Raw genomic sequence first — 23,131 nt, 5'->3', positions numbered from 1 at the left:
AAGTTTTTTTACTGCAATCCTTCTTTCATTGCATTTAGAGCTTGCGTATCAAAAACAGTATTATTTGATCGGTCAAAAATAGCTGATCCGTTGTTTCCTGTATTTCCAGCATCCCAGTAGAATGGTAAAATTCCGTTTGCAGTAGCTTGTTTTACCACATATTTCAAAAAGTACGCTCTTGATGCCAAATGCAAAGTCAAATCGGCACCTGTCAATGTTGTTCTTCTGATTGCCCCAAATTCTCCCAATAAAACTGGAATTCCTTTATCAACAAATTGTGTTTTCATTGATTTGAAAAGTTTATCTACATCAGCTTCTTCTCCCCAAGTTGCATTTCTCGAAGCATCAGTTGTTGAGTGAAAACTGCTTCCCCAATAGTAGAACATTTTTCCCCAATCTGCATCTTTATCCATCAAACAAAATTGATACGGCGTGTAAAAATGCACCTCAGCCATCATTCTGTTTGCTACTTTATCTGTAGGCAAAGTCAACATCAATTTATTCGTTTTTTCAATATCTGTCGATGGTCCTTGAACCACCAATACACGATACGCATTTTTACCTCCAGTCGAACGAACAGCATCAATAAAAGTTTCATGATACGAATTCAAAACGGCCATTTGTGTCGCATTTTCTACATTTGGTTCATTGGCACTTGCAAATAAAACATGCTCATCGAAACCACGCAAAGTTGTTGCAATCTGTTCCCAGAATGCTTTTTGCTTCATATTGTTTTCATCTTTTTTGGCTTCAGTAACATTGTTTTCCAGCCAACCGCCGTCCCAGTGAATATTTACCAAAACATACATGTCGTTGTCCACGCAATATTGAACCACTTCTTTAACTCTGTTCAGCCATTCTGCTTTTAACTCAGCCGTTTTTGCGTTTGCCAAATACTGATTCCAAGAACACGGAATTCTGATCGCATTGAAACCATTTGCTTTAACTAAATCAATAAGCTGTTTGGTGATTTTTGGATTTCCCCAAGCTGTTTCACCACCTGTTGCTTCCATTGTGTTTCCAATATTCCAACCCAATTTTATTTTTGCTGCCAATTGAACTGCCGTGCTTCCCATTCCAGAAGCATCTGCCGGAAGTGGATTTTTGTTGTAACTTGGAAATCCAGTTTCTACAGGAGCCGCTTTTTGTGAAATTGCAATTTCAACCGGTTCTGCCTGACCAGAAGTCAAGGTAATTTTCCCTGTTCTTGCAACACCTGTATTTTCTAAAACTGTTATTTTAACTGTTGTAGAACCTGCAGTTCCTCCAGCTTGACTGAATTTTATCCAGCTTGCATTATCACTGTTCATCAACCACGCTGTAACATCTGTATTGATGATTATATCGGTTGTTGTTTCCATATTATTAGCTTCAATACTTGTTTTATTTACAGCTAATGAATTTATAGTTGTATTCTGCGGTGTTTCTTTATCGGCACTACAAGCCAAAACTCCAAAAAAAGTTATGCATGACAACATGCTAATGATATAATTCTGTATTGTTTTTTTCATTTCAAATAATTTAAAAAATTAAGCAACAGCAAATTGACTTTCAATTCACTTCATTCATTATTCAACTTATTATAAAAAATAACAATCTTATTACTGAATTGTTATGGCAATCTCTTTTTTGATATCTCTTGATGAGTTTCCTATTTTCAAGGTATATTTTCCAGGTTCAACGGTCCATTTTTTAGCCGAAACATCATAATAAGCCAATTCTTTAACCGGAATCTGAATCGTCACAGTCTCTGAATTGCCCGATTTCACTAATACTTTTTTGAAACCTTTTAATTCTTTTGATGCACGGGCAACTTTTGAATCGGATTTTGAAGCATATACTTGTACAACTTCTTTTCCATCGACTTTTCCTGTGTTTTTCACCTCAACAGAAACCGAAATTGTTTCGTTTGACGCATAAGAAGTTTTATCTGTTTTGCCATTTTCCAAAGCAAAAGTCGTGTATGACAATCCGTAACCAAAAGGATATAATGGTGCAATATTTTTAGTATCAAACCAACGATAACCAATCAAAAGACCTTCAGCATAATTAACCGATTTTCCTCCTGGGAAACTTTTTGTAGCATGCGCAGGTGAATCCATAATATTTTTAGGCATTGTCCAAGGCAATTTTCCTGACGGATTTACTTTTCCTAAAATGACATCAGCCAAAGCATTTCCGCCTTCAGATCCGTTAAACCAGCTCCAAACAACAGCAGGTGATTTTTGAGTAATTTCTCCAATATCAAAAGGCGCTCCAGCGATAAACACCACAATTGTTCTCGGGTTTACTGCCAAAACTTTTTTGATTAATTCCTCTTGTCCGAATGGCAAATGCAAATCTCTTCTATCAGAAGCTTCGGTTTCATAATCACGATTTGAACCTGCAAAAATCACCGCAACATCCGATTTTTTAGCTGCATCTACTGCTTCCTGAACTTTTGCCGGATCTAATTCGTCAATAGTTACTGGGCCATTTAAAGTAATATCGCCGAGTTTTCCTTTATTCTTCTCATCGTAACGCTCTAAATACCCTTCGGCATAATTAATTTTTATTGAAGATGGAAGTCGGTTTTTCAAGCCTTCAAGTGGTGTAACTTCTCTTTTTGTTTTCACTCCAGCACCAAATCCACCAAGCGAATTTTTCTTCATTGCATTGTTTCCAATAACCGCAATAGATTTAACTCCATCCAATTTTAATGGCAAAGCATTGTTGTCATTTTTAAGCAAAACAATGTCTTCCGTTGCAATTTTATAAGCATCTTGATAATGCGCTTCGGTAGCAATGCTTCCTTTTTCACGCGCTTTTCCGCCCATCGCTTTTACTTGGAACAATACTCTTAAAATGCGTTTTACATGCAAATCGATTTCTGATTCCGAAATTTCCCCTGCTTTTACTGCAGCGATTAATTTATCGGCCAAGAAAAATTCATTGAATGGTTTTGGAGTTCCCATTTCAATATCTAATCCGCTTTTTAGTGATTTTACTGTTGAATGAACCGCGGCCCAATCTGAAACTACAACACCTTTAAATCCCCATTCGTCACGAAGAATTTTATTCAGCATATAATCATTTTCACATAAATATTCGCCTCTAAATTTATTGTAAGCGCCCATTATCGCATATGATTTCGCTTCTTTTACCGAAGCTTCAAATGCTGGAAGATAAATTTCGCGAAGCGTACGCTCGTCAATTTGCACATCTACAAAATCACGATTTGTTTCTTGATTGTTTGCCGCGTAATGTTTTACACAAGCCATTACATCTTTTTCTTGTAAACCAACAATCAAAGGCACTGCAATTTTTTTATTTAAAAAAGGATCTTCAGACATGTATTCGTAAGTTCTTCCTCCAAGTGGTGTTCTCACCATGTTAATTGCTGGCGAAAGCAACATGTCTTTATCGCGTGCACGCAATTCTTCTCCTAAACTATTTCCGAAAGTATGTGCCATTTCAGCATTCCAAGTTGCTGCTAAACCGCCACCCGCTGGATAATAGGTTGCAAAATCATTTGTCAATCCGGCTGGTGCCCAACTGTCGCGCGAAATTTCCTCACGAACTCCAAGCGGTCCATCAGCCATTTTTAATTCTGGAATTCCTAAACGTTCTACTGCTCCTGTACTGAACATACTGTTTCCGTGCAGCATACCGATTTTTTCCTCAACAGTCATTTGAGAAACCAGTTTATCGATCTCACCGTCAAACTCGGAACCGATTTCTTTTCCTTTGTATTCTTCTGTCTGTGCCGTTCCTGAAACCTCAGATTTTGCATCATTTTTACAAGAAGCAAATAATACAAAAGCCAGTGCCGCCGACAAGAATATCATTTTGTTTTTCATAGATAGTTAGTTGTTTTTTGGATTTAAAGATTTTGTTCCTCACAACAGCTCTTTAAATGCGGTTAATATTTATTGTTTTTTGTGGTTTTTATCTAAAATTATTGTTTTATCCACTGTGTGAAATTATTTCTAACACATAGAAACATAGCTTTTAGAAATTTACTAAAGGCGTTTCACTTAGAATAATAAACATAGAACTATGTGTTAAAGCTTGCTTTTTCTGTAATCTTAAACAGAAGCAATAAAACCTATGTTTCTATGTGTTAATTTAATTCTGTTATTGTTTGATTAAATTCAGCATTACAACATCATTTTCATTGATTTTGAATTCTCTGCTGAAAATTCCTTTTCCGTCAATTGTAATTTTTTCTGTCGAAATCGGTGCTCCGTTATTTTTCTCTTTTATCGAATTTACTTGCTCACGTGTTAATTGATTTGGCTTATTCATCGCCAGATAATCCGCGTAAGCGTCATTCACTTTATAGCCCACTTTATAAATTTCTAATACATATTTTCCTTTCTGCATTCCGTCTACTTCAATTTTGACTTTTCCTTTTTCTTTAGAAGGCAAATCCTGAACATAATAGGTTTGATTCCATACTTTATCGCCAGGATGTGTATTCGTAAAATCCCACAATAAAACCTGAACATCGCCTTTTGCATTTTTTGAAGTCCACGAAGCTTTATCAGAATTTTGAAGTTCTGTTTCTCCCAATTTATTCATTAAATAATAAGAGAAATAAGCTGGTTTTTTTATTCCCTGCGTATTCAACAATCCGAAACCGCCATGAAAAGGCGTAAATCTTGGTCCAGCTTCTTCAAAAATATCAGTGAAAACCCAATATGACATGGAATTTGCTGCATTTCCAACTTGTTTTATTTTCTGCAAAATATACGCTGCCGAATGATAACTGTCGTGAATTGGGTCTGCTGGCGTGTATGATGAACTCCATTCCGTGTAATGCAATTCCAAATTGGGTTTAGCCGAATTGGTAATTAATTTTCTTGAATTGATAATTTCACCGCTTACGCTCCATTCATCCTGATTTAAAACCGTTCCCGAAGTACCGAATTCATCCAAATATCCTTGTTTCACTCCGTAGGTATGTGTAGAAACAAAATCCATTGGAACCTTATTTTTTGCACAAAAATCTATAGTTTCAGAAACCCATCCAGATCCTGCGGTTGCCGGACCGCCAACTCTATAAGCTGGATTAACTGCTTTTACACCACGAGCTGCATATTCATATAATTTGAAATATTCTGCTTGAGTTCCTGTCCAAAATCCTGGAGATAAATTGGGCTCGTTCCATACTTCAAAGTACCATGTTTTTACTTCTTCATCTCCGTAGCGTTCTTTGAAATGAGCGGTTAGATTTTTAACCAAATCTTCCCATTTCTTATAATCTTTCGGAGGCGTTACGTTGCCGCGCCACCAAAAAATCGTTTCTTTTCCGCTTGCCAAAGCATTCGGCATAAAACCTAATTCAACGAAAGGTTTCATTTTCAGACTCACAATGTAATCAAACAGAACGTCTACATATTGGTAATTGTATTCTGGATTTCCTTTTGAATCTTCTCTATAAACAGCCATATCATCTGACAACAAACCATGAAAGCGGATGTATTTGAAATCGCATTCTTTTTTTACCAATGCCAATTGTTGTTGCCAATCGGCACGAAGACCTTCATTTGCTCTTCCCGCACCGATGCATTCTTTGAACATCGTATTTAATTTTCCAGCAGTTTTATTGAAATCGACTTTTATGGTTCGGTCTTCATTTTGTCCAAACGAATGGATTGAACTAATTAAAACAGTTGCTATTATTAAAAGTTTTTTCATCTGAAAATGGTTTTCTTTTTATTATCCTAACAGGTTTCAAAAACCTGTTAGGTATCTTTTAGGATCCTAGTATATTTTTCAAACTATAATCAAATTAAATACCTAACAGGTTTTTGAAACCTGTTAGGATCTGAAATTAATAATTACAATTTTTTAAATCTCACAGCTCCACCGCCGGCTCCGCCTAAATTCAGTTTTAGAGAATCTGTAGATTTTACTGTTTTCTTAGAAATGGCTACTGCTTCTGGATTGTGTTTTTGATCTGTTCCTTCTGCATCCTCATAAATCTGCGCTTCGTAAGTTGCATTTGGATCTAAAAATGATAATGAAACATTTACGTTTCTTGGATTTTCATTTGTCAAAGTTCCCAAATACCAATCGGCACTGTTTCTGTCTTTTCTTGCTGTTGTAATGTATTCACCGATTTTTCCTTCTAAGATTTTTGTGTCTTCCCAATCAGTCGGAACGTCTTTTAAGAATTGTAAAGCTGGTTTTCCTTCGTAGTTTTCAGGAAGATCGGCTAACATTTGAATTGGCGAATAAATCGTAACGTACAATGCCAATTGTTGCCCAACTGTTCCTTGAATTCTTTTTCCTGGGTAACCTTGTTTTACCTCAACATCAAAAATTCCAGGCGTGAAATCCATTGGTCCAGAAAGCAATCTTGTAAATGGAATAATACTTAAGTGATTCGGCGGATTTCCTTCGCTCCAAGCGTTGTACTCTTGCCCACGCGCAGCTTCTCTCGAAACCATGTTTGGATACGTTCTTCTTTCTCCCGTATCTTTAATAGATTCGTGGTATAAAACTGCCAAATCATATTGCGCCGCTTTTTCTAAAATGTATCTGAAATAATTCACTCCAAATTGTCCGAAGTGCATTTGTTTCATGTTCAATTTAGAACCAACGTGACCAATTTTTACGGTGTGTATTCCAAGTTTTTTGTACAAAGCAAAACCTTCATCAACCTCTTTTAAGTAGTTAATCAAGTTTGAACCTGTTTCGTGGTATCCAATTAATTCGATATTCTTTTTCTTTCCGTACTCCACCACTTTTTCTAAGTCGAAATTGTCAGCGCTTTTTGTGAAGCTGAACATGTGCATACGGTTTTCGTACCAACCTGGCGTCCAGCCTTTGTTCCATCCTTCGATTAATAAATGGTGGAAACCTTCTTTTGCTGTAAAATCCATGTATTCTTCAGCGTGTTTGGTAGTGGCACCTTGTTTGTCGCTTTCCCAGAAAGTATATTTACCAATGTGCATTCCCCACCAAATTCCTAAATATTTATATGGTTTGAAATAGCTGTTGGTGTTCTTTAATTTGTTTGGTTCGTTTAGATTTAAAACCAAATAAGAAGTAATCAATTCACCCGGATTTTCTCCAATTTGAATGGTTCTCCAAGAAGAAGTAAACGAATCTTTCACACGAACTTTTACTCCATCAGCCCACGGCACTAAATCCGATTTTAATTCGGTTCCTTTATTATTAACCAAAGTCATACTTGCAAAATCGTACAAGTTTGCTTCGTGGAAACTTAAAGCCAATCCACTTTTGCTTTCGATTGTTAGTGGAGTTAAAACCGTATCTAGTTTACTTACTGGTGATGCTTCAAACAAATATTCGTCACGGTTTTCTCTGTTGGCAGGAATCCACCACGCTTTTCCGTCTTCTTTCAGGTTGAAAGTCGTTTTTTCATCCATGATGAAAATACTGTCTTTTACATTTTGTTTTGGGTAAACATATCTAAATGCAACTCCGTCATCAAAAGCACGAAACTGAATTTGTAATTTACGTTTGTTTCCCGTTTTTTGCTGTAAATCAACAACTAATTGATTGTAGTGATTTCTAATGTTTTTCTTTTCTCCCCAAACTTGTTCCCAAGTTTCATCAAACGTAGAAGTTTTTGCTCCTTTGATTTCAAAGTTCGTACTTAAATCTTCATTTCCTTTCAATACAAATCCCATTTCAGATGGCGAAATCACTTCGGTTTTTCCGTGAGAAACGGCATATTTCGGAGCGTTTTTTACCAACTCAAATTTAATTTTATTCTGTCCGTTTGGCGATGCCAATTCGTAAGCGTTCTTATTTTTCTGACTGTATCCAATCGAAACTGAAAGTAATAAGGCAGGAAGAATCAGGTGTTTTTTCATTTTCATTTTTCTTAATTCATAATAATAAATCGGACGAAATTTAGGCTTTCGCCCGATTTAAAAACTCAACAAAAACTTATTTTTATCCTAAGCGGATTATTTTTTCTCTCTCGCAGATTCTGCAGATTTAATCTTTTTAATTTGCGAGAGCATTAATTCTTTTAATATATGGCTAACTATTTATTTTGCCCACTCCGTTTTGAAAGTGGTTTTTCCGTTTAAAGGATTTGCGGTTACGTCAAAATTGTTTCCTGTTTTGGTCACTTTTATTTCCTGAACGTTAGTGTCATTTGGTAAAAACACTTTGGCTGTCGCCGAAGTTGTTTTATCACTCGCAAATACTTTCAAAGTCAATTTGCTCCAATCCATGTCTTTCGTCGACTGCGCTAATCCGATGTGTGGCAATGCAGTTCCATCTTTTACTAAAACTATGATTGGCACTTCGCCCGCTTTGATTTTATGCCAGCCAGATTGATATACTTTTTTAGTTTGATAGTCGATCCAAGTTCCTTCTGGAAGGTAAACGTCTCTTTCTTCCACTTCTTCAAAAAGTGGCGCAACCAACATACTTGAACCGAACAAATATTCATTATCTACTAACCAAGCTCCAGGATCATTTGGATATTCTACAAATAAAGCACGCATCATTGGCAATCCTTTTTGAGAACTTTCTTTTGCTTGAGCGTAGATATATGGCATTAATTCGTAACGCATATTATCTGCTTTTCTGAATCCTTCCAAGAAATCTTTGCTGTATAACCAAGGCTCGCGAGGCGGTTCTCCATGACTTCTTACGTGAGAAGTAAACATTCCGAATGGCGCCCATCTTCTGTATAAATTCTCAGGCGATTTTGTTGCAAAACCTCCAACATCATGGCTCCAAAAACTGAATCCGCTTAAACCTAATGAAAGTCCGCCACGTAATTCTGCCGACATTGCACCATTTGAAGTTTCGGCATCGCCACCCCAATGCAAAGGATAACGTTGAGATCCTGCCCAAGTACTTCTTGCCCAAATTAAGGTATATCCTTTTTCTTTCTGTGTGATCTCAGCAACGGCTTTATTGTAACGAAGTGGATATAAATTATGCTCGTAAAAACCTGTTCTACCTGATTTATAAATTCCGTCTGGTGGTGCAGCTTCTCCAAAATCTACTTTGAAAACCGAAACGCCTTCATCAAATAATTTTTTTAATTTTCCTTGGTACCAAGAAATCGTTTCAGGATTTGAAAAATCAAGAACTGCATCTTCATAAGGAAGATTTCCTTTTCTGTCTCTTACGGCCAAGTTTTTGTCCATAATTTCAGGGAACAAAGTGTTCTTTGGGGTGAAATAAGGCAACTGCCAAAGACATACATGGAAACCATCTTCTTTCAAATCTGACATCATTTTGGTTGCATCTGGGAAACGAGATTTTGCAAACTCATAATTGTTTCTCCAATCTACATCAAACCAACCCGTATCAAAGTGAATTACGTCTGTTGGAATTTTGTATTTACGTAAATCTCTCGCAACGTCACGTCCTTCTTTTTCTGAGAAATACGTAATACGGCTCATCCAAAAACCAAATGACCAAAGTGGTGGCATTGCTGCCTTTCCAGTCAAATTTGTATATTGATCTAAGATGTCTTTTGGTTCTCCAATGAAGAAAAACAAATCGGCTTCATCGTCTCCAATATACATTTCATTGGCACTTCCAAAGTATTTTCCGAAATCAACTGTAATTGGTGTTGAATGGTGCATGAAAACCCCGTAACCGCGACTACTCATGTAAAACGGAATCGGTTTGTACATTGTTTCGTTTTGGATTCCGTTCGCATCATCCGTCCATAAAACTACTTTTGAACCTCGTTTATTGAATTGAGTGAATGATTCTCCGCAACCAAATATTTTTTCATCTGGTTCTAAGCTGAACGCTGCGCCCATACTTCTTGAATAATCACTGTTTCTGCGAACATAAGAAAACGGAAGCGTTGGCGTATACGTGTTTTTAAAATCTGTATCGTGAAGTGTACTGGTCAGCAATTTTCCTTTCTCATCATAAATTTTAATGTGCCAAGGTTTTGTCAAAATTTCCACTCTTCCGTGTTTGCTTGTATAGCAGTGACCGCCTTCAATTTTAGAATATTTCCATAATTCAGGATGATTTGGCGCGACGCCATCAACCAACATTAAAGAAGTTTCCTGTGGATGAAATTGCGGTCCAGAAGTCGTTTTGATACGAACTGTCCTGTCTGAAACAAACTGAATTTCAAATGGCAAAACAGGTGATTCTGCATATTCTGTTGTTGGGAATTCGTTTGCTTTTTCCACATCAGGTTTCATCATCATATTGTTGAAAGCCTGACGTGTTTTATAATTATATCTCAAATATTTTATAGTTCCTTTTGCCGTTGCAGGATCAAAAGAAGCCAATTCATCAGCAAAATAAAACGTGTTCAGATAATTCTGAAAATCTTTGCTGATGTCTATTGGTGCGTTCAGCACATCTGCATTCTGAATTTGTGCTGAAGCTTTTGGCGTCAGCAGCAAACTTGCAAATAAAGACAAGGAAGCTATTTGTATTTTTTTCATTGTGTGTTTTTTAGTATTTATTTACTTGTATTTTATTCCGAAGTAATTACAATTGTTGATGATTTTAGACCTTTTGCATTTGCAGTCAATTCTAATCTTCCCGTTTTATTTTCAGACTGAACAATTACGAGACATTTTCCATTAAGCGCTGTATGTTTTGAACCTTTGTACGATTCATGACTTACGGGATCGCCACTACAAACGCCTACAATTTTTCCGTTTCCTTTTAAAGAAAAGTTGATTTCGTTATTTGCATTTGGTGCCAAAGTTCCATTCGCATCCAAAATATCAACTGTTACAAATGACAAATCATTTCCATCAGCTTTGATTGTACTTCTGTCTGCTGTTAATTTTAAGTTTGAAGGATTTCCGGCAGTTTTGATTTCTTTTTCTAAAACCACTTTCCCGCCTTTACGAGAAACTGCTTTTAATATTCCCGGCTGATACGGAATTCTCCACATTACATGCAAATCATCTCCTTTTTTGTTGCGAACTCCAACCGATTTTCCGTTTAGGAAAAGTTCAACTTCATCAGCATTATTATAGTATGCCCAAACGTCAACAGTTTGTCCAACTTTCCAATTCCAATGTGGGAAAATGTGAAGAACAGTTTTGTTCGTCCACTCACTTTGGTACATATAATAAACGTCTTTCGGGAAACCGGCTAAATCAACAATTCCGAAATACGAACTTACCGATGGCCATTCATAAGGAGTTGGTTCTCCGATATAATCAAAACCTGTCCAAATGTACATTCCAGAAAGGAAATCGTATTTTTTCATCACTTTCCAAGTTGCCTCGTGCGTAGAACCCCAAGGTGCTTGAACTTGATCGTAAGCCGAAACCGTATTTCCTGGATTTCCATCTGTGAATTTAAGATCCCAACGAACTGGCCATTTTTTTACAACATCTGAAACATTGTCATAATAACCACGAGTTTCTAAACCAGAAGTGGTTTCGGTTGCGATGAAAGGTGTTTTAGGAAAATTTTCTTGATGATGCTCATAAGTTTGATGGGCATAATTGTATCCAATTAAATCTAAAACTCCAGAAGCAGCAATCGGATTAATTTGAACGTTTTTCTTCTCAAATTGCAACGTTACTTCATCAATATTCATATTTACCGGCGGATTCATCGCAGCTGTAAGCGGACGTGTTTTATCATATTGGCGCACAATTCCAGCTAATTCTTTTGCAATTTGTACTCCGGTTTCACTCCATTGATCTGGAATTTCATTTCCGATACTCCAAATAAAAACACTAGCATGATTGCGGTCGCGAAGCAATTGATCTGTTAAATCCTTTTTATGCCATTTCTCCCAATCATTGGCATAATCATATTTGGTCTTATTGGTTTTCCACATGTCAAAAGCTTCATCCATTACAATGAAACCCATTTTATCACAAAGCTGTAAAAGTTCTGGAGCAGGAGGATTATGAGAAGTTCTTATACCGTTAACGCCCATTTCTTTTAAGATTTCCAATTGACGTGCAATCGCGCGCGTATTGATTGCAGAACCCAATGGACCTAAATCGTGATGCATGCAAACGCCTTTGATTTTGACTTGTTTTCCATTCAAAATAAAACCTTTGTTTAGATCAAACTTGAATTCTCTAATTCCGAAGTTGGTTTTATATTCATCTACAACTTTATCGTCAACTAAAATTTCTGTAACTGCTGTATACAGTTCCGGCCTTTCATCTGACCATAAAACTGGATTTCCAACTTCTATTTGTTGCTTGATTGTTTGATTTGCATTTGATTGAATCGTTGTATTTTGACTAGAAGATTCTATTCTTCTAAGATCTGTTCCTATACCATAAAAAATAGTCGTTACTATTGTTGCTTTTTTAGCTTCTTTATATTGATTTTTAATTGTTGTTTCAATATTTACCGAAGCTTTTTCAGCGGTAACTTTTGGAGTTGTCACATAAGTTCCCCATTGTGCAACATGTAATTTATCTGTAGTTTCAAGCCAGACATTTCTAAAAATTCCTGAACCCGAATACCAACGAGAATTTGGCTGTTTTGAATTGTCAACTTTTACAATAATCTCATTTTCTTTTTCCCCATAATTCAAATAAGGAGAAATCTGGTATTGAAAACCAATATAGCCGTTTGGACGTTTTCCTAAATAATGTCCGTTTACCCAAACTTCACTGTTTCTATAAACGCCATCAAAAGTGATTGAAGTTATTTTTGTACTGTCTTCTGCTGCAACTTTAAATGTCTTTTTGTACCAACCTAGACCTCCATTAAGAGAACCTCCTCCATAACCGGCTGGACTTTTTTCATCAAATTTTCCTTCGATGCTCCAATCGTGAGGCACATTTAAAGTTCTCCATTTTGTTGTTGATCCGATGGTATCTTTATCGACAATGCTGTCATTAAGATGAAAACTCCAATCTGAATTAAAAGAAACTTTTCGGCTGCTGAAAGCCTCGTCGTTTTTCTTGCATGAACTGAATAATGTAATTACTGCCAGAATTATTACTGTCAGGCTTCTGCTTAGATATTTTCTTTCATTCTTCATTTTGATGTAATTTTAAGTTTTTGAAAAACAAATATAAACATACCGATAAGTGACTGTATCAATCACCTACCGGTTAGTTTTCTATATCTAAGTAATTAAGACTTTGAAGGTTTTACAATTAAGTGATAAAGTAAATAATCATTATCAGCTCTAATAGCGATAAAAGCCAATGTTGTTTCAGTAAGCTCTATGATTTGAATATTTGTAAAACTGAAAGATGAACTAAAATAGCTTGCATCATTTGGGTGAAGCATTTCTGTTCCTCCATTGAAAACTAATTTATCTTTTGTCATGCCTGCAGTTAGCGTCAAATTATATGTTCCCGTTTTAGTTGTTTGTTTCGTGCTCCCGGCAGCAGGATCAGTTTGTACAACCTTAACATTATAGCCCCCATCAAGATCAAAAGTGATTTCTCCCCAATCTTTATCTTCTAATCCAGCCCAAGAAATATCAGAAAGATTTGGCCACCATCCCACTCCATTTTCAGTAGTGTTGTGATATTCGTAGTCTGGTTTTCCAATAAATGAAAGCGGTTTTACCATATCTAAAACCCAAGTTTTTCCTTTTGCTCCATTCGTAAGCAAATTCCATCTTGGATCAGCAAATTGTGCCTCATCATTATTAGGAACATCAACAATTACTGGTGCCGCTTCAACAGATCCACCTCTTGCATAAGCTGTGTAATAAATCGTGTATTTTCCAGCAAAAGGAAAATTAAGAATGTCTTCGCTTTTATTTGAATGTCCAATTTCATTTCCGTTTTTGTCCACATATTTCCAATACGGAATTACAGTTGGATCGTCACTTTTTAAAGTAACTTGATTTTTGTTTGTTGTACCTTGTGTTACCGAAAACTTAAGTGTTGACGATGTTAAAGTAACTGCAGGCAAAGTCTCACGATCTTCAATAGCTTCGCATGAAAACAAAAGTGAACTTACGGTTACTGCCGCTACTACTATATATAATATACGTTTCATAATCATTGTTTTTGAGTTAATTACCAACCTGGATTTTGAGAAATTGTACCATTTGAAAGTACGATCTGAGATTGTGGCAATGGAAACCAGCCTTGTGTCTCCGTTCTAAAAGTCACAGCAAACTGTGAACCTCCCGTTGAATTGTCAATCGCTTTTTTAGTTTCCGTCATTCCTTGTCTTAATAAATCAAAGTAACGTTGCCCTTCAAGTGCCAATTCTAACTGACGCTCTTCCATAATAACTGCTTTGCTCGCCGTTTTACGACTTGTTGTGTTTTTGAAAGCACGATCGCGAACTCGGTCTAAATCTGCCTGAGCAACTGCTGGATTTGTATCTAAATTCAATTCAGCAGCCATAAGCAATACATCGGCAAAACGGATAACTGCATAATCTTGATAATTATCAATTTGGAAATTTCCTCCATTTGCTTCAACAACGCTTGTTCCCGCTGCATTAGTAATTGGACAGTATTTTTTCCAAGAATATCCTGTGTATTGGCGTTGTTCTCTAGCTTCAGCATTAAAGTTTAAGCCTTCTCCAACATAATCAATAAATGAAGCCGCTTTTCTAGTATCTGCATTATTGTATGCCGCAACTAATTTTGGATTAACTGTTGCTCCTCCCCATCCTGTCGCATATCTTCCGATTGCTCCTCCACGTGGTGCAATATTTACTTGGAAACGGTTTCCTTCGTGCAAATTCCAATCTCCTTTTCCTGAACCGTTAAAACGAACTGCCCAAACCATTTCGGTATTATCTTCTCCAACGAAATTTTCTAAAGAAGCCGCAAGCCAAAGATTTGCAAAATCAGGAACTAAATTGTGACCACTATTGTTTACAACATCATTAATATAAGTTACGGCCTGCGCTTTAGTCACAACACCCGCTAAATCTGGTTTGCTATAAACACCAGTATAGAATAAAAATGTTCTTGCTAAATAGGCTTCAGCAGCCCATTTTGTGATACGTCCGAAATTTGCATTTCCTTTTTGAGAATAATTTTCTGGTCCTAGATTATCAGCAGCAAACTTTAAATCACCAGCAATTAAAGCATAAGTAACTTCTGGAGCTTGTCTTGGCAAAGTAAATTCGCTTGATGTGATTGTATGATCTAACGGAATGATATCACCAAACATTTTAGCTGCTGTAAAATGAAAGTGCGCTCTTAAAAAACGAGCTTCTGCTTCGTATCTTGTTTTCAAAGCAGTATCAGTTCCCCAGTTGATTTTATCTAGATTTTCTAGTAAAACATTAGCTCTATAAATTCCTAAATATGCATTTGACCAAACATCTTTGTTCATGTCTTTATCTGAAACGTATAAAAAACGGTCCCATTCAAGATCTGCCTGACCGTCAGCAATACCATATCCACCGAAGCAATCATCAGACGCTTGTTCACTAATTAATAAAGGTCCGCCATAGGCTTCGCGTTGCAATACATCATAAACAGCTATCAATCCTTGGAAAGCATCATTTGGTGTTTTATAAAAATTCTCGGTTACTTTTTGTGTATAAGGTTCCGTTTCTAGAAATTCCTCCGAACAAGCTCCTAAAACAAATAAGCTTGAAAGAGCAAATAATTTTATATATGTTTTCATCGTTTTCATAAATTAAAAGTTAACATTAAGACCCATCATATATGTTCTTGGCTGTGGATAATATCCAACATCAATTCCTTTAGCCCAAGATTGGTTCACATTTCCAAAACCAATTTCTGGATCCATTCCTTTGTATTTTGTAAAGGTGTAAATGTTGTTTCCAGCTACATATAATCTGAATTTGCTGAAGAAATGCAGTTTGTTTGTCAGTTTTGTCAAATCACATCCAATAGTTGCATTTTTAATTCTGAAGAAATCAGCATTTTGAACATATAAATCTGAGAATCTCGTATAGTTTCCGTTAGGATCAGTTCCATAAGTCACTCTCGGAATTCTGTTTGAAGTTCCTTCAGTAGTCCATCTGTTTAATGTTTCTGTTGTATTATTTGTGTACGCACGAGTAGCATCATGAATTCCGAAAACATTTTGGCTTCCTGAAACACCATAAGTATTGATCGTGAAATCGAATGCTTTATAAGAAAGATCCATATTTACACCATAAGAAAAATCAGGATTTGGATTTCCGATTTTTGTTTTATCGTTTGCATCGATTTTTCCGTCACCATTCAAATCCACAAAACGAACATCTCCAGGAGAGGCATTTGGCTGAACTCCTGCAGCAACCTCAGCAGCATTTTGAAAAATTCCGTCTGTTTTTAATCCGTAGAAATAACCCATCGGCTGACCAACCTCAACACGGTTCATTTCGTCTAAACCTTGGAACAATACATTTGATTCTCCGTGAATAATTCCCTCGCTGTTTGCAATTCGAAGCACTTTATTTTCATTGTGTGAAAGGTTTGCATTGATGCCAAAATTCCAATCTTTAGCAAACGTTTTACGGTAACCCATCGTAATTTCAAAACCTTTGTTGCTTACATCTCCACCATTAATGTAAGGTGCAGTTGCTCCAGCATATGTTGGTATAGAAGCCAAAACCAACCAATCTTTTGTTTTCTTGTCGTAATAATCAAAAGTCAAACTGAAATTTGTGAATAAAACAGCATCAAAACCTAAGTCTAGTTGCTCTGAAGTTTCCCATTTCAAATCGCGGTTTGCTAATTGATCTGGGCTTGAACCTACTAGTAAAGTTTCGTCTCCAGTTCCAAAATGATAGCTTTTATCTGTTGAATTTACTGTTGACATATAAGCAAATTTTCTAGCGAACTGGTCATTACCATTTTGTCCCCAGCTACCTCTAATTTTCAACGTATTCAAGACTTTATTTTCACTTGGGAAAAAGCTTTCTTTATCTACATTCCATCCTGCAGAGAACGATGGGAAGATTGCATATTTGTTGTTTGGACCAAATTCTGAAGAACCGTCACGACGAACTGTTGCAGAGAACAAATATTTATTATTATAGTCGTATAATAAACGCCCGAAGTAAGACTGGATCGCATAATCTGTACGATTTCCTCCCACTGTATTTGAAGTTTGATCTTTAGCATTATCTAAATATGCGTGTTCAAAATCATCAAAAATTAAGTTTTTACCAGTTGCAGTCATATAATCTGAAGTGTTTTTCTTAGCAGAAGTACCTACTATAACATCAAAATTATGTGCACTGTTTAATACAAACTTGTATTGCAAAGTATTTTCGAAAATCCAACCTTGTGATTTTGTTCCGCTTTGCGTTACACTTGAAACGGTATTATTATCATTTGAAGAAAGCGAATAAACTGGTCTGAAAGAACGGTAGTTGCTGTCTGTCATATCAACACCAAAACTCGTTCTGAAAGTAAAGTTTTTAAAGAATTTCAATTCCGCAAAAATATTCCCAACGTAACGGTTTGATTTGCTTTCATTGAAATTATTGTAATACAATGATCCAAGCGGATTACTTACGTCAGCCGAAATAATAGAATGAGCAAAATCTCCGTTTTCATCATAAGCTGCATCAACTGGAGCCGCATTCAAAAAGCTTCTGATAGCGTTGCTGTAAATTCCATCATCTGCAACACCACTACTTTTGATATTAGATAAAGTAAAATTTTCTCCAATTTTCAAGTGATCTTCAATAATTTCTGAAGTTGAATTTACACTAAATGTAATACGATTGTATTGTGATTGATTTGTTGTTCCTCCAATCATACCGTCTTGTCCGTAATAAGATAATCCTGTTGCGATTGTAGATTTTTTGTCACCACCACTAATCAAAAGAGAGTGATTTTGTTTGATTGCACCTTCATTAAATAAATCATCCTGCCAATCGTGATTTGGCAAAGTAGCCACTTGAGCTTGCGTGTACAAAGGCGTGTAACCAGAATTAACGCGAGCCTCGTTAATTATAGTTGTATATTCCTGTGTATTCATCAAATCTAATTTTTTAGCTACTTGCTGAAAACCAGTATAAGAATTTAAGGAAACATTCATTTTTCCATCTTTTCCTTTTTTGGTTGTCACCAAAATAACACCATTTGCCGCTCTTGCACCGTAGATAGAAGAGGCTGCTGCATCTTTCAAAACATCGACCCTTTCGATCACCGAAGGATCAAGATATCCGATTCCGTTATCAACCACAACACCATCAACAACATAAAGTGGATCACTGTTTCCTGCAGTTCCTGCTCCACGAATGTTCACCACCATGTTTGCGCCCGGCTGACCAGAAGATGACATCACATTCACCCCAGATGCCTGACCTTGTAAAGCGTTGACAACATCTAAACTTGCTACTTGCTGAATATCTTTTCCAGATACTAATGAAGTTGCCGCTGTATTTACTTTTTTCTTCTGAGTTCCGTAACCAATAACAACAATTTCTTTAAGCTCTGCTGTTTCGGCCTGCAATGAAACATTTAAAGTTCTTTGTGTTCCTACTGTAATTTTTTGAGTTTTATATCCCATAAAACTTACTACAAGTACATCTCCGGCTTTTGCCTCGATTTTGTAGTTTCCATCAAAATCAGATGCTGTACTGATTTTTGTTCCTTGTACCAAAATAGTTGCACCTGGAACTCCCATTCCATCCTCTGCCGAGGATACATTTCCACTTATTGATTTAGACTGGTCCTGAGCAAAACCAGACTGTATTGCAAACACGCTTAGCAGCAGTGCCATGCAAAACGGAAGCATTGTCGTTTTAATACAATTTTTGCTTTTCATAATAATTAAAGAATTGGTTAAATTAAGTTAGTTGTAATATGTAATTAAAGTGTAAGTTTCGAATTCAGGATGTTCATAAAATCAATTTTCATGAACTTTTGATCAATCATTTTCCATTTTAAAAAAAGCCCCTTTTAAAACTTATAGTCAAAATGAACTTATCTTATGGTAAATTTGACTACAAGTGTAAAACTTTTTTTCTATATTAGCAAAATATTAAGTCTATTTTTTTTCAATTCTAATTTATAACAGTCCATTTTTGCCAATACAACAACCAATTGGCTTAAAATGAAATATTAAATGACAAAAAAATAGAGAAGCGCAATTTTAGCCGTCAACTATTTAAAATGTTTTTAATGAGGTATGCGCTTTAGTAATAAACTCGCATTTTTTTGGCTTTCAGAAAATTGCGATCTAAAAAATATTCAGTAGTCAACAAAGACAGTTATGCATTTTATTTGCTTAATTTGTCCTAATAAATTTTGAAAATGGTTAAAAAACTAGATCCAGGAATTGCCACAAGCAACGAACAAAATGCAATGAACGCTATCACCATTGACTGCGTTATATTTGGTTTTGACAAAGGAAGTCTTGAAGTACTTTTAGTGCAACACGCTGAAGGTATCAGCAAAGGAAAATGGGGACTTCCCGGTGGATGGATTTATAAAAAAGAAAGTACAGATGATGCCGCACATCGTTTATTGAATGAACTTACTGGACTAGACAATATTTATTTGGAGCAACTAAAAGCATTTGGCGATCCTGATCGTTTCCCGCTTCGACGTGTTATTACGATTGGTTATTATGCTTTGGTAAAACGTGAAGATTATAACATTAAAGCAGGTTTTACAGCTTCTGATGCAAAATGGTACCGAATCAATACGATTCCGGATCTTATTTACGACCACAATGAAATTCTTTCTTATAGTTTAAAACATCTTCAAAATAGAGTGCGCCAAGCGCCAATCGGATTTAATTTATTGCCAGAAAAATTTACTTTGCTGCAGCTTATGCACCTATATGAAGAAATTTTAGGCATCGAAATGGACAAATCCAATTTCAGGCGAAAGATTCTGCATATGAAATTGTTAGTCGCTTTAGACGAAAAACAACAAGATGTTTCGCATCGAGCAGCAAAATTGTATAAATTTGACCCTGAGATTTATAATAAGCTCACTCAAAAAGGATTTAATTTTGAATTTTAATCCTCTTTGCCTAAACGATTTATGCTAAAAAAATTACAACAATGAATAACAGCACAGCTGTAGATGGTATCACAATTGACTGCGCAATTTTCGGATTCAACAAGGCAAGCCTAGAAGTTTTGCTAGTACAACATGCCGAAGGAGAAAGCGTTGGAAAATGGGGATTGCTAGGTGGTTATCTTAGAAAAGACGAAAGTGCAGACGAAGCCGCACAGCGAATTGTTTATGAATTGACTACACTAGACAACATTTATCTGGAACAACTGAAAGCGTTTACTGACCCAAAACGTGTCAGCGAAAGGCGCGTTGTAACGATTGGTTATTACACCTTAGTAAATCGGGAAGATTATAATATCAAAGCCAGCCAAACCGTGATCGAAGCAAAATGGTACAAAATCAATGAAATTCCAGATTTGATTTTTGATCATAATGAAATTTTTGATTTCAGTTTGATGCAATTGCAGAACAGAGTTCGTCAAGCGCCAATTGGTTTCAATCTTTTGCCTGAGAAATTTACTTTATTGCAGTTGATGCATCTTTATGAAGAAATTCTGGGAATTGAATTGGACAAATCAAATTTCAGACGAAAAATTCTCCACATGAAACTCCTCGTTGCGCTCGACGAAAAACAACAAGATGTTTCGCATCGAGCCGCGAAATTGTACAAATTCGACCCAGATATTTACAAAAAACTGACTGAAAAAGGATTTAATTTTGAATTTTAGGGTTTGTTTTGAATTTCAGTGGCCAACTATCGGGCAACTCCATTTCAGAATCCAAAACTTTGCGCTATCTTTGCGCCTTAATAACATACACTAAAGCGATTGCTGCAGTGCAATTTATACTCAAAAAAAGACTTAAACTCGATTAGAGAACTGATATATACAAATGAAGAAGATACGTAATTTTTGCATTATTGCACACATTGACCACGGTAAAAGTACATTAGCAGACCGATTACTAAGTGCTACACAAACCGTTACAGCCCGTGAAGAAAAAGCACAATTGCTTGACAACATGGACTTGGAGCGCGAGCGTGGAATTACCATTAAGAGTCATGCGATTCAAATGGAATACAAATACAAAGGAGAAGAATATATCTTAAACTTAATTGACACTCCTGGTCACGTTGACTTTTCATACGAAGTTTCACGATCAATTGCTGCCTGCGAAGGTGCGCTTTTGATTGTTGATGCTGCACAAAGTATTCAAGCACAAACAATTTCTAACTTATATTTAGCTCTTGAAAACGACTTGGAAATTATTCCAGTTTTAAACAAAGTCGATTTGCCGAGTGCTAATCCAGAAGAAGTTAGTGATGATATTATCGATTTACTTGGATGTAAATTAGAAGATATTATTCATGCTTCTGGAAAAACTGGTTTTGGTGTTGAGAACATTCTTGCTGCCATTATCGAAAAAATTCCAGCTCCAAAAGGAAATCCAGAAGAGCCATTGCAAGCTTTGATTTTTGACTCGGTTTATAATCCATTTCGTGGAATTGAGGTAATCTTTAGAGTTGTAAACGGAGAAATCAAAAAAGGCCAGAAAATTAAATTTATGGCTACAGATAATGAATATTTTGCAGACGAAATTGGAACTTTAAAATTAAATCAAGTTCCGAAAAATGTAGTTTCTGCAGGAGATGTTGGTTATTTGATTTCTGGAATTAAAGAAGCTCGTGAAGTAAAAGTTGGTGATACTATTACAGATGCAAAAGTTCCAACGACTAATATGGTTGCTGGTTTTGAGGATGTAAAACCAATGGTATTTGCCGGAATTTATCCAGTTGACACAGAAGATTATGAGGATTTACGTTCGTCAATGGAAAAATTACAATTGAATGACGCTTCATTAGTTTTTACTCCTGAAAGTTCTGCGGCATTGGGATTTGGTTTCCGTTGCGGATTCTTAGGAATGCTTCACATGGAAATTATCCAAGAACGTTTAGAACGTGAGTTCGATATGACTGTAATCACAACAGTTCCTAACGTTTCGTATTTGGCTTACACGAAGAAACATCCAGAAACGGCGATCGTTGTAAACAATCCTTCAGATTTACCAGAGCCTTCAAAACTAGACAGAGTTGAAGAACCTTTTATTAAAGCTACCATCATTACAAAAGCTGATTTCGTTGGAAACGTAATGAGTTTATGTATCGAAAAACGCGGTTTAATTACCAACCAAACTTACTTGACAACGGAAAGAGTTGAGTTGAATTTTGATATGCCTTTGGCGGAAATTGTATTCGATTTCTACGATCGTTTGAAAACAGTTTCTAAAGGTTACGCTTCTTTCGATTATTCTCCAATCGGAATGAGAACTTCGAAATTAGTTAAATTGGACGTTCTTTTGAATGCTCAAACAGTTGATGCGCTTTCTGCATTGATTCACGAAGACAACGCATACAATATCGGTAAAAAAATGACCGAGAAATTACGTGAACTTATCCCAAGACAGCAATTTGATATTCCAATTCAGGCTGCAATTGGAGCTAAGATTATCGCTCGTGAAACGATTAAAGCACTTCGTAAAGACGTTACCGCAAAATGTTACGGTGGAGATATTTCGCGTAAGCGTAAATTACTGGAAAAACAGAAAAAAGGTAAAAAACGTATGCGTCAAGTAGGAAACGTTGAGATTCCTCAAGAAGCATTTATGGCTGTTTTAAAATTGAACGACTAACTTTAGTATTAAGATTTTAGTACTAAGTATTAAGATAAAAACCCAATGACTTAAAAGTTATTGGGTTTTTTATTTATTATAAATCTAAAATTTACAACACTAAGACTTCTAATCATCTGTTATGCCGAAGGCTGTGTAAAAGACCAGCCGGCCAATATTAAATCTCGAACTACTTCGTTTCTTTCTGCTCCATCTTCTAACGTATAAATATCTTGTCCTACAACAAAAGATTCTGTCATTTTCTTTGATCCATAAATGGCCCCAAAGATGATTGCAAAAATAGCTCCTACTGATACAATTGGACTTATTGACATGAAGTTGGAGATAAGCAAAATGAGGGCTACTATTACACAACCCGCAGTAATCCATTGGGATTTTGAAGTTGACTTTTCGTGAATTGTTTTACAAGAAGCACATCTCGGAATTCCAATTAAAATTTTAGAATATTTAACCGATCTGTAAACAACAATGTTTGTACGATCGTTGGTTACAAAAAGAGGCACAAAATAGCATTCATTCATACTTTTCATATGATCTTGTTCGCAGTAGGTACATTTTGTTTCGTGTGGTTCAAATCTTTTGTAATGCTCATTAAAAGAGTAATTGTTAATCATAAAT

At 36.0% G+C, this 23,131-nt stretch carries 13 protein-coding genes; 3 read left to right on the top strand and 10 right to left on the bottom strand.

All coding sequences use genetic code 11. The features are described 5' to 3' along the window. Positions 1-8: 8 nt before the first annotated feature. The 9 genes from AAYQ19_RS17905 to AAYQ19_RS17865 form a co-directional block, all read right to left on the bottom strand. The gene (locus AAYQ19_RS17905) at positions 9-1,511 is read right to left on the bottom strand and encodes a cellulase family glycosylhydrolase (protein WP_343538135.1); all 1,503 of its coding nucleotides are present in this window, start codon (positions 1,509-1,511) and stop codon (positions 9-11) included. A gap of 90 nt (positions 1,512-1,601) precedes the next feature. Then, on the bottom strand, positions 1,602-3,839 hold the full coding sequence (locus AAYQ19_RS17900; protein ID WP_343538133.1) for a glycoside hydrolase family 3 C-terminal domain-containing protein: 2,238 nt from the start codon (positions 3,837-3,839) through the stop codon (positions 1,602-1,604). A gap of 277 nt (positions 3,840-4,116) precedes the next feature. Next, positions 4,117-5,682 carry a GH39 family glycosyl hydrolase gene (locus AAYQ19_RS17895; RefSeq protein WP_343538132.1) on the bottom strand — a complete coding sequence of 522 codons (1,566 nt, stop codon included), beginning with the start codon at positions 5,680-5,682 and terminating at the stop codon, positions 4,117-4,119. A gap of 143 nt (positions 5,683-5,825) precedes the next feature. Further along, positions 5,826-7,832 (bottom strand): glycoside hydrolase family 97 protein, encoded by a 2,007-nt coding sequence (locus AAYQ19_RS17890; RefSeq protein ID WP_343538131.1) that lies wholly within the window; start codon positions 7,830-7,832, stop codon positions 5,826-5,828. 180 nt (positions 7,833-8,012) lie between these two features. Beyond that, positions 8,013-10,406, bottom strand: coding sequence for a glycoside hydrolase family 31 protein (locus AAYQ19_RS17885; RefSeq protein WP_343538130.1), 2,394 nt, complete (start codon positions 10,404-10,406; stop codon positions 8,013-8,015). A 32-nt stretch (positions 10,407-10,438) separates the two neighbouring features. Then, entirely contained in the window at positions 10,439-12,940 is a 2,502-nt protein-coding gene (locus AAYQ19_RS17880; RefSeq protein ID WP_343538129.1) for a glycoside hydrolase family 2 TIM barrel-domain containing protein, read from the bottom strand. 95 nt (positions 12,941-13,035) lie between these two features. Further along, entirely contained in the window at positions 13,036-13,917 is an 882-nt protein-coding gene (locus AAYQ19_RS17875; RefSeq protein ID WP_343538128.1) for a hypothetical protein, read from the bottom strand. Positions 13,918-13,937: 20 nt separating this feature from the next. After that, on the bottom strand, positions 13,938-15,515 hold the full coding sequence (locus tag AAYQ19_RS17870) for a RagB/SusD family nutrient uptake outer membrane protein (RefSeq protein ID WP_343538126.1): 1,578 nt from the start codon (positions 15,513-15,515) through the stop codon (positions 13,938-13,940). Between the two features lie 12 nt (positions 15,516-15,527). Continuing rightward, positions 15,528-18,623 carry a SusC/RagA family TonB-linked outer membrane protein gene (locus tag AAYQ19_RS17865; RefSeq protein ID WP_343538125.1) on the bottom strand — a complete coding sequence of 1,032 codons (3,096 nt, stop codon included), beginning with the start codon at positions 18,621-18,623 and terminating at the stop codon, positions 15,528-15,530. 488 nt (positions 18,624-19,111) lie between these two features. Here AAYQ19_RS17865 and AAYQ19_RS17860 point away from each other — a divergent pair, with 488 nt between their 5' ends. The 3 genes from AAYQ19_RS17860 (at position 19,112) to lepA (ending at position 22,513) form a co-directional block, all read left to right on the top strand. Then, entirely contained in the window at positions 19,112-19,828 is a 717-nt protein-coding gene (locus AAYQ19_RS17860) for an NUDIX hydrolase (protein ID WP_343538124.1), read from the top strand. A 41-nt stretch (positions 19,829-19,869) separates the two neighbouring features. Beyond that, positions 19,870-20,553: an NUDIX hydrolase gene (locus tag AAYQ19_RS17855; RefSeq protein ID WP_343538122.1), complete on the top strand. Its 684-nt coding sequence runs from the start codon at positions 19,870-19,872 to the stop codon at positions 20,551-20,553. 163 nt (positions 20,554-20,716) lie between these two features. After that, the gene (gene lepA, locus AAYQ19_RS17850; RefSeq protein WP_343538121.1) at positions 20,717-22,513 is read left to right on the top strand and encodes a translation elongation factor 4; all 1,797 of its coding nucleotides are present in this window, start codon (positions 20,717-20,719) and stop codon (positions 22,511-22,513) included. Between the two features lie 119 nt (positions 22,514-22,632). Here the strand turns inward: lepA and AAYQ19_RS17845 are convergent, their stop codons facing one another. Next, positions 22,633-23,127: a hypothetical protein gene (locus AAYQ19_RS17845; protein WP_343538119.1), complete on the bottom strand. Its 495-nt coding sequence runs from the start codon at positions 23,125-23,127 to the stop codon at positions 22,633-22,635. Positions 23,128-23,131: the final 4 nt, after the last annotated feature.

Source organism: Flavobacterium mesophilum (assembly GCF_039581405.1).
Classification (GTDB): Bacteria; Bacteroidota; Bacteroidia; order Flavobacteriales; family Flavobacteriaceae; genus Flavobacterium.
The sequence above is the reverse complement of the archived record's forward strand: the minus strand, read 5'-3'. Positions and strand labels throughout refer to the sequence as shown.

Coding starts and splice junctions, on each gene's coding strand:
- AAYQ19_RS17875 (WP_343538128.1), bottom strand. CDS start 13,917: ATGAAACGTATATTATATATAGTAGTAGCGGCAGTAACCGTAAGTTCA.
- lepA (WP_343538121.1), top strand. CDS start 20,717: ATGAAGAAGATACGTAATTTTTGCATTATTGCACACATTGACCACGGT.
- AAYQ19_RS17880 (WP_343538129.1), bottom strand. CDS start 12,940: ATGAAGAATGAAAGAAAATATCTAAGCAGAAGCCTGACAGTAATAATT.
- AAYQ19_RS17855 (WP_343538122.1), top strand. CDS start 19,870: ATGAATAACAGCACAGCTGTAGATGGTATCACAATTGACTGCGCAATT.
- AAYQ19_RS17890 (WP_343538131.1), bottom strand. CDS start 7,832: ATGAAAAAACACCTGATTCTTCCTGCCTTATTACTTTCAGTTTCGATT.
- AAYQ19_RS17845 (WP_343538119.1), bottom strand. CDS start 23,127: ATGATTAACAATTACTCTTTTAATGAGCATTACAAAAGATTTGAACCA.
- AAYQ19_RS17885 (WP_343538130.1), bottom strand. CDS start 10,406: ATGAAAAAAATACAAATAGCTTCCTTGTCTTTATTTGCAAGTTTGCTG.
- AAYQ19_RS17870 (WP_343538126.1), bottom strand. CDS start 15,515: ATGAAAACATATATAAAATTATTTGCTCTTTCAAGCTTATTTGTTTTA.
- AAYQ19_RS17900 (WP_343538133.1), bottom strand. CDS start 3,839: ATGAAAAACAAAATGATATTCTTGTCGGCGGCACTGGCTTTTGTATTA.
- AAYQ19_RS17860 (WP_343538124.1), top strand. CDS start 19,112: ATGGTTAAAAAACTAGATCCAGGAATTGCCACAAGCAACGAACAAAAT.
- AAYQ19_RS17905 (WP_343538135.1), bottom strand. CDS start 1,511: ATGAAAAAAACAATACAGAATTATATCATTAGCATGTTGTCATGCATA.
- AAYQ19_RS17895 (WP_343538132.1), bottom strand. CDS start 5,682: ATGAAAAAACTTTTAATAATAGCAACTGTTTTAATTAGTTCAATCCAT.
- AAYQ19_RS17865 (WP_343538125.1), bottom strand. CDS start 18,623: ATGAAAAGCAAAAATTGTATTAAAACGACAATGCTTCCGTTTTGCATG.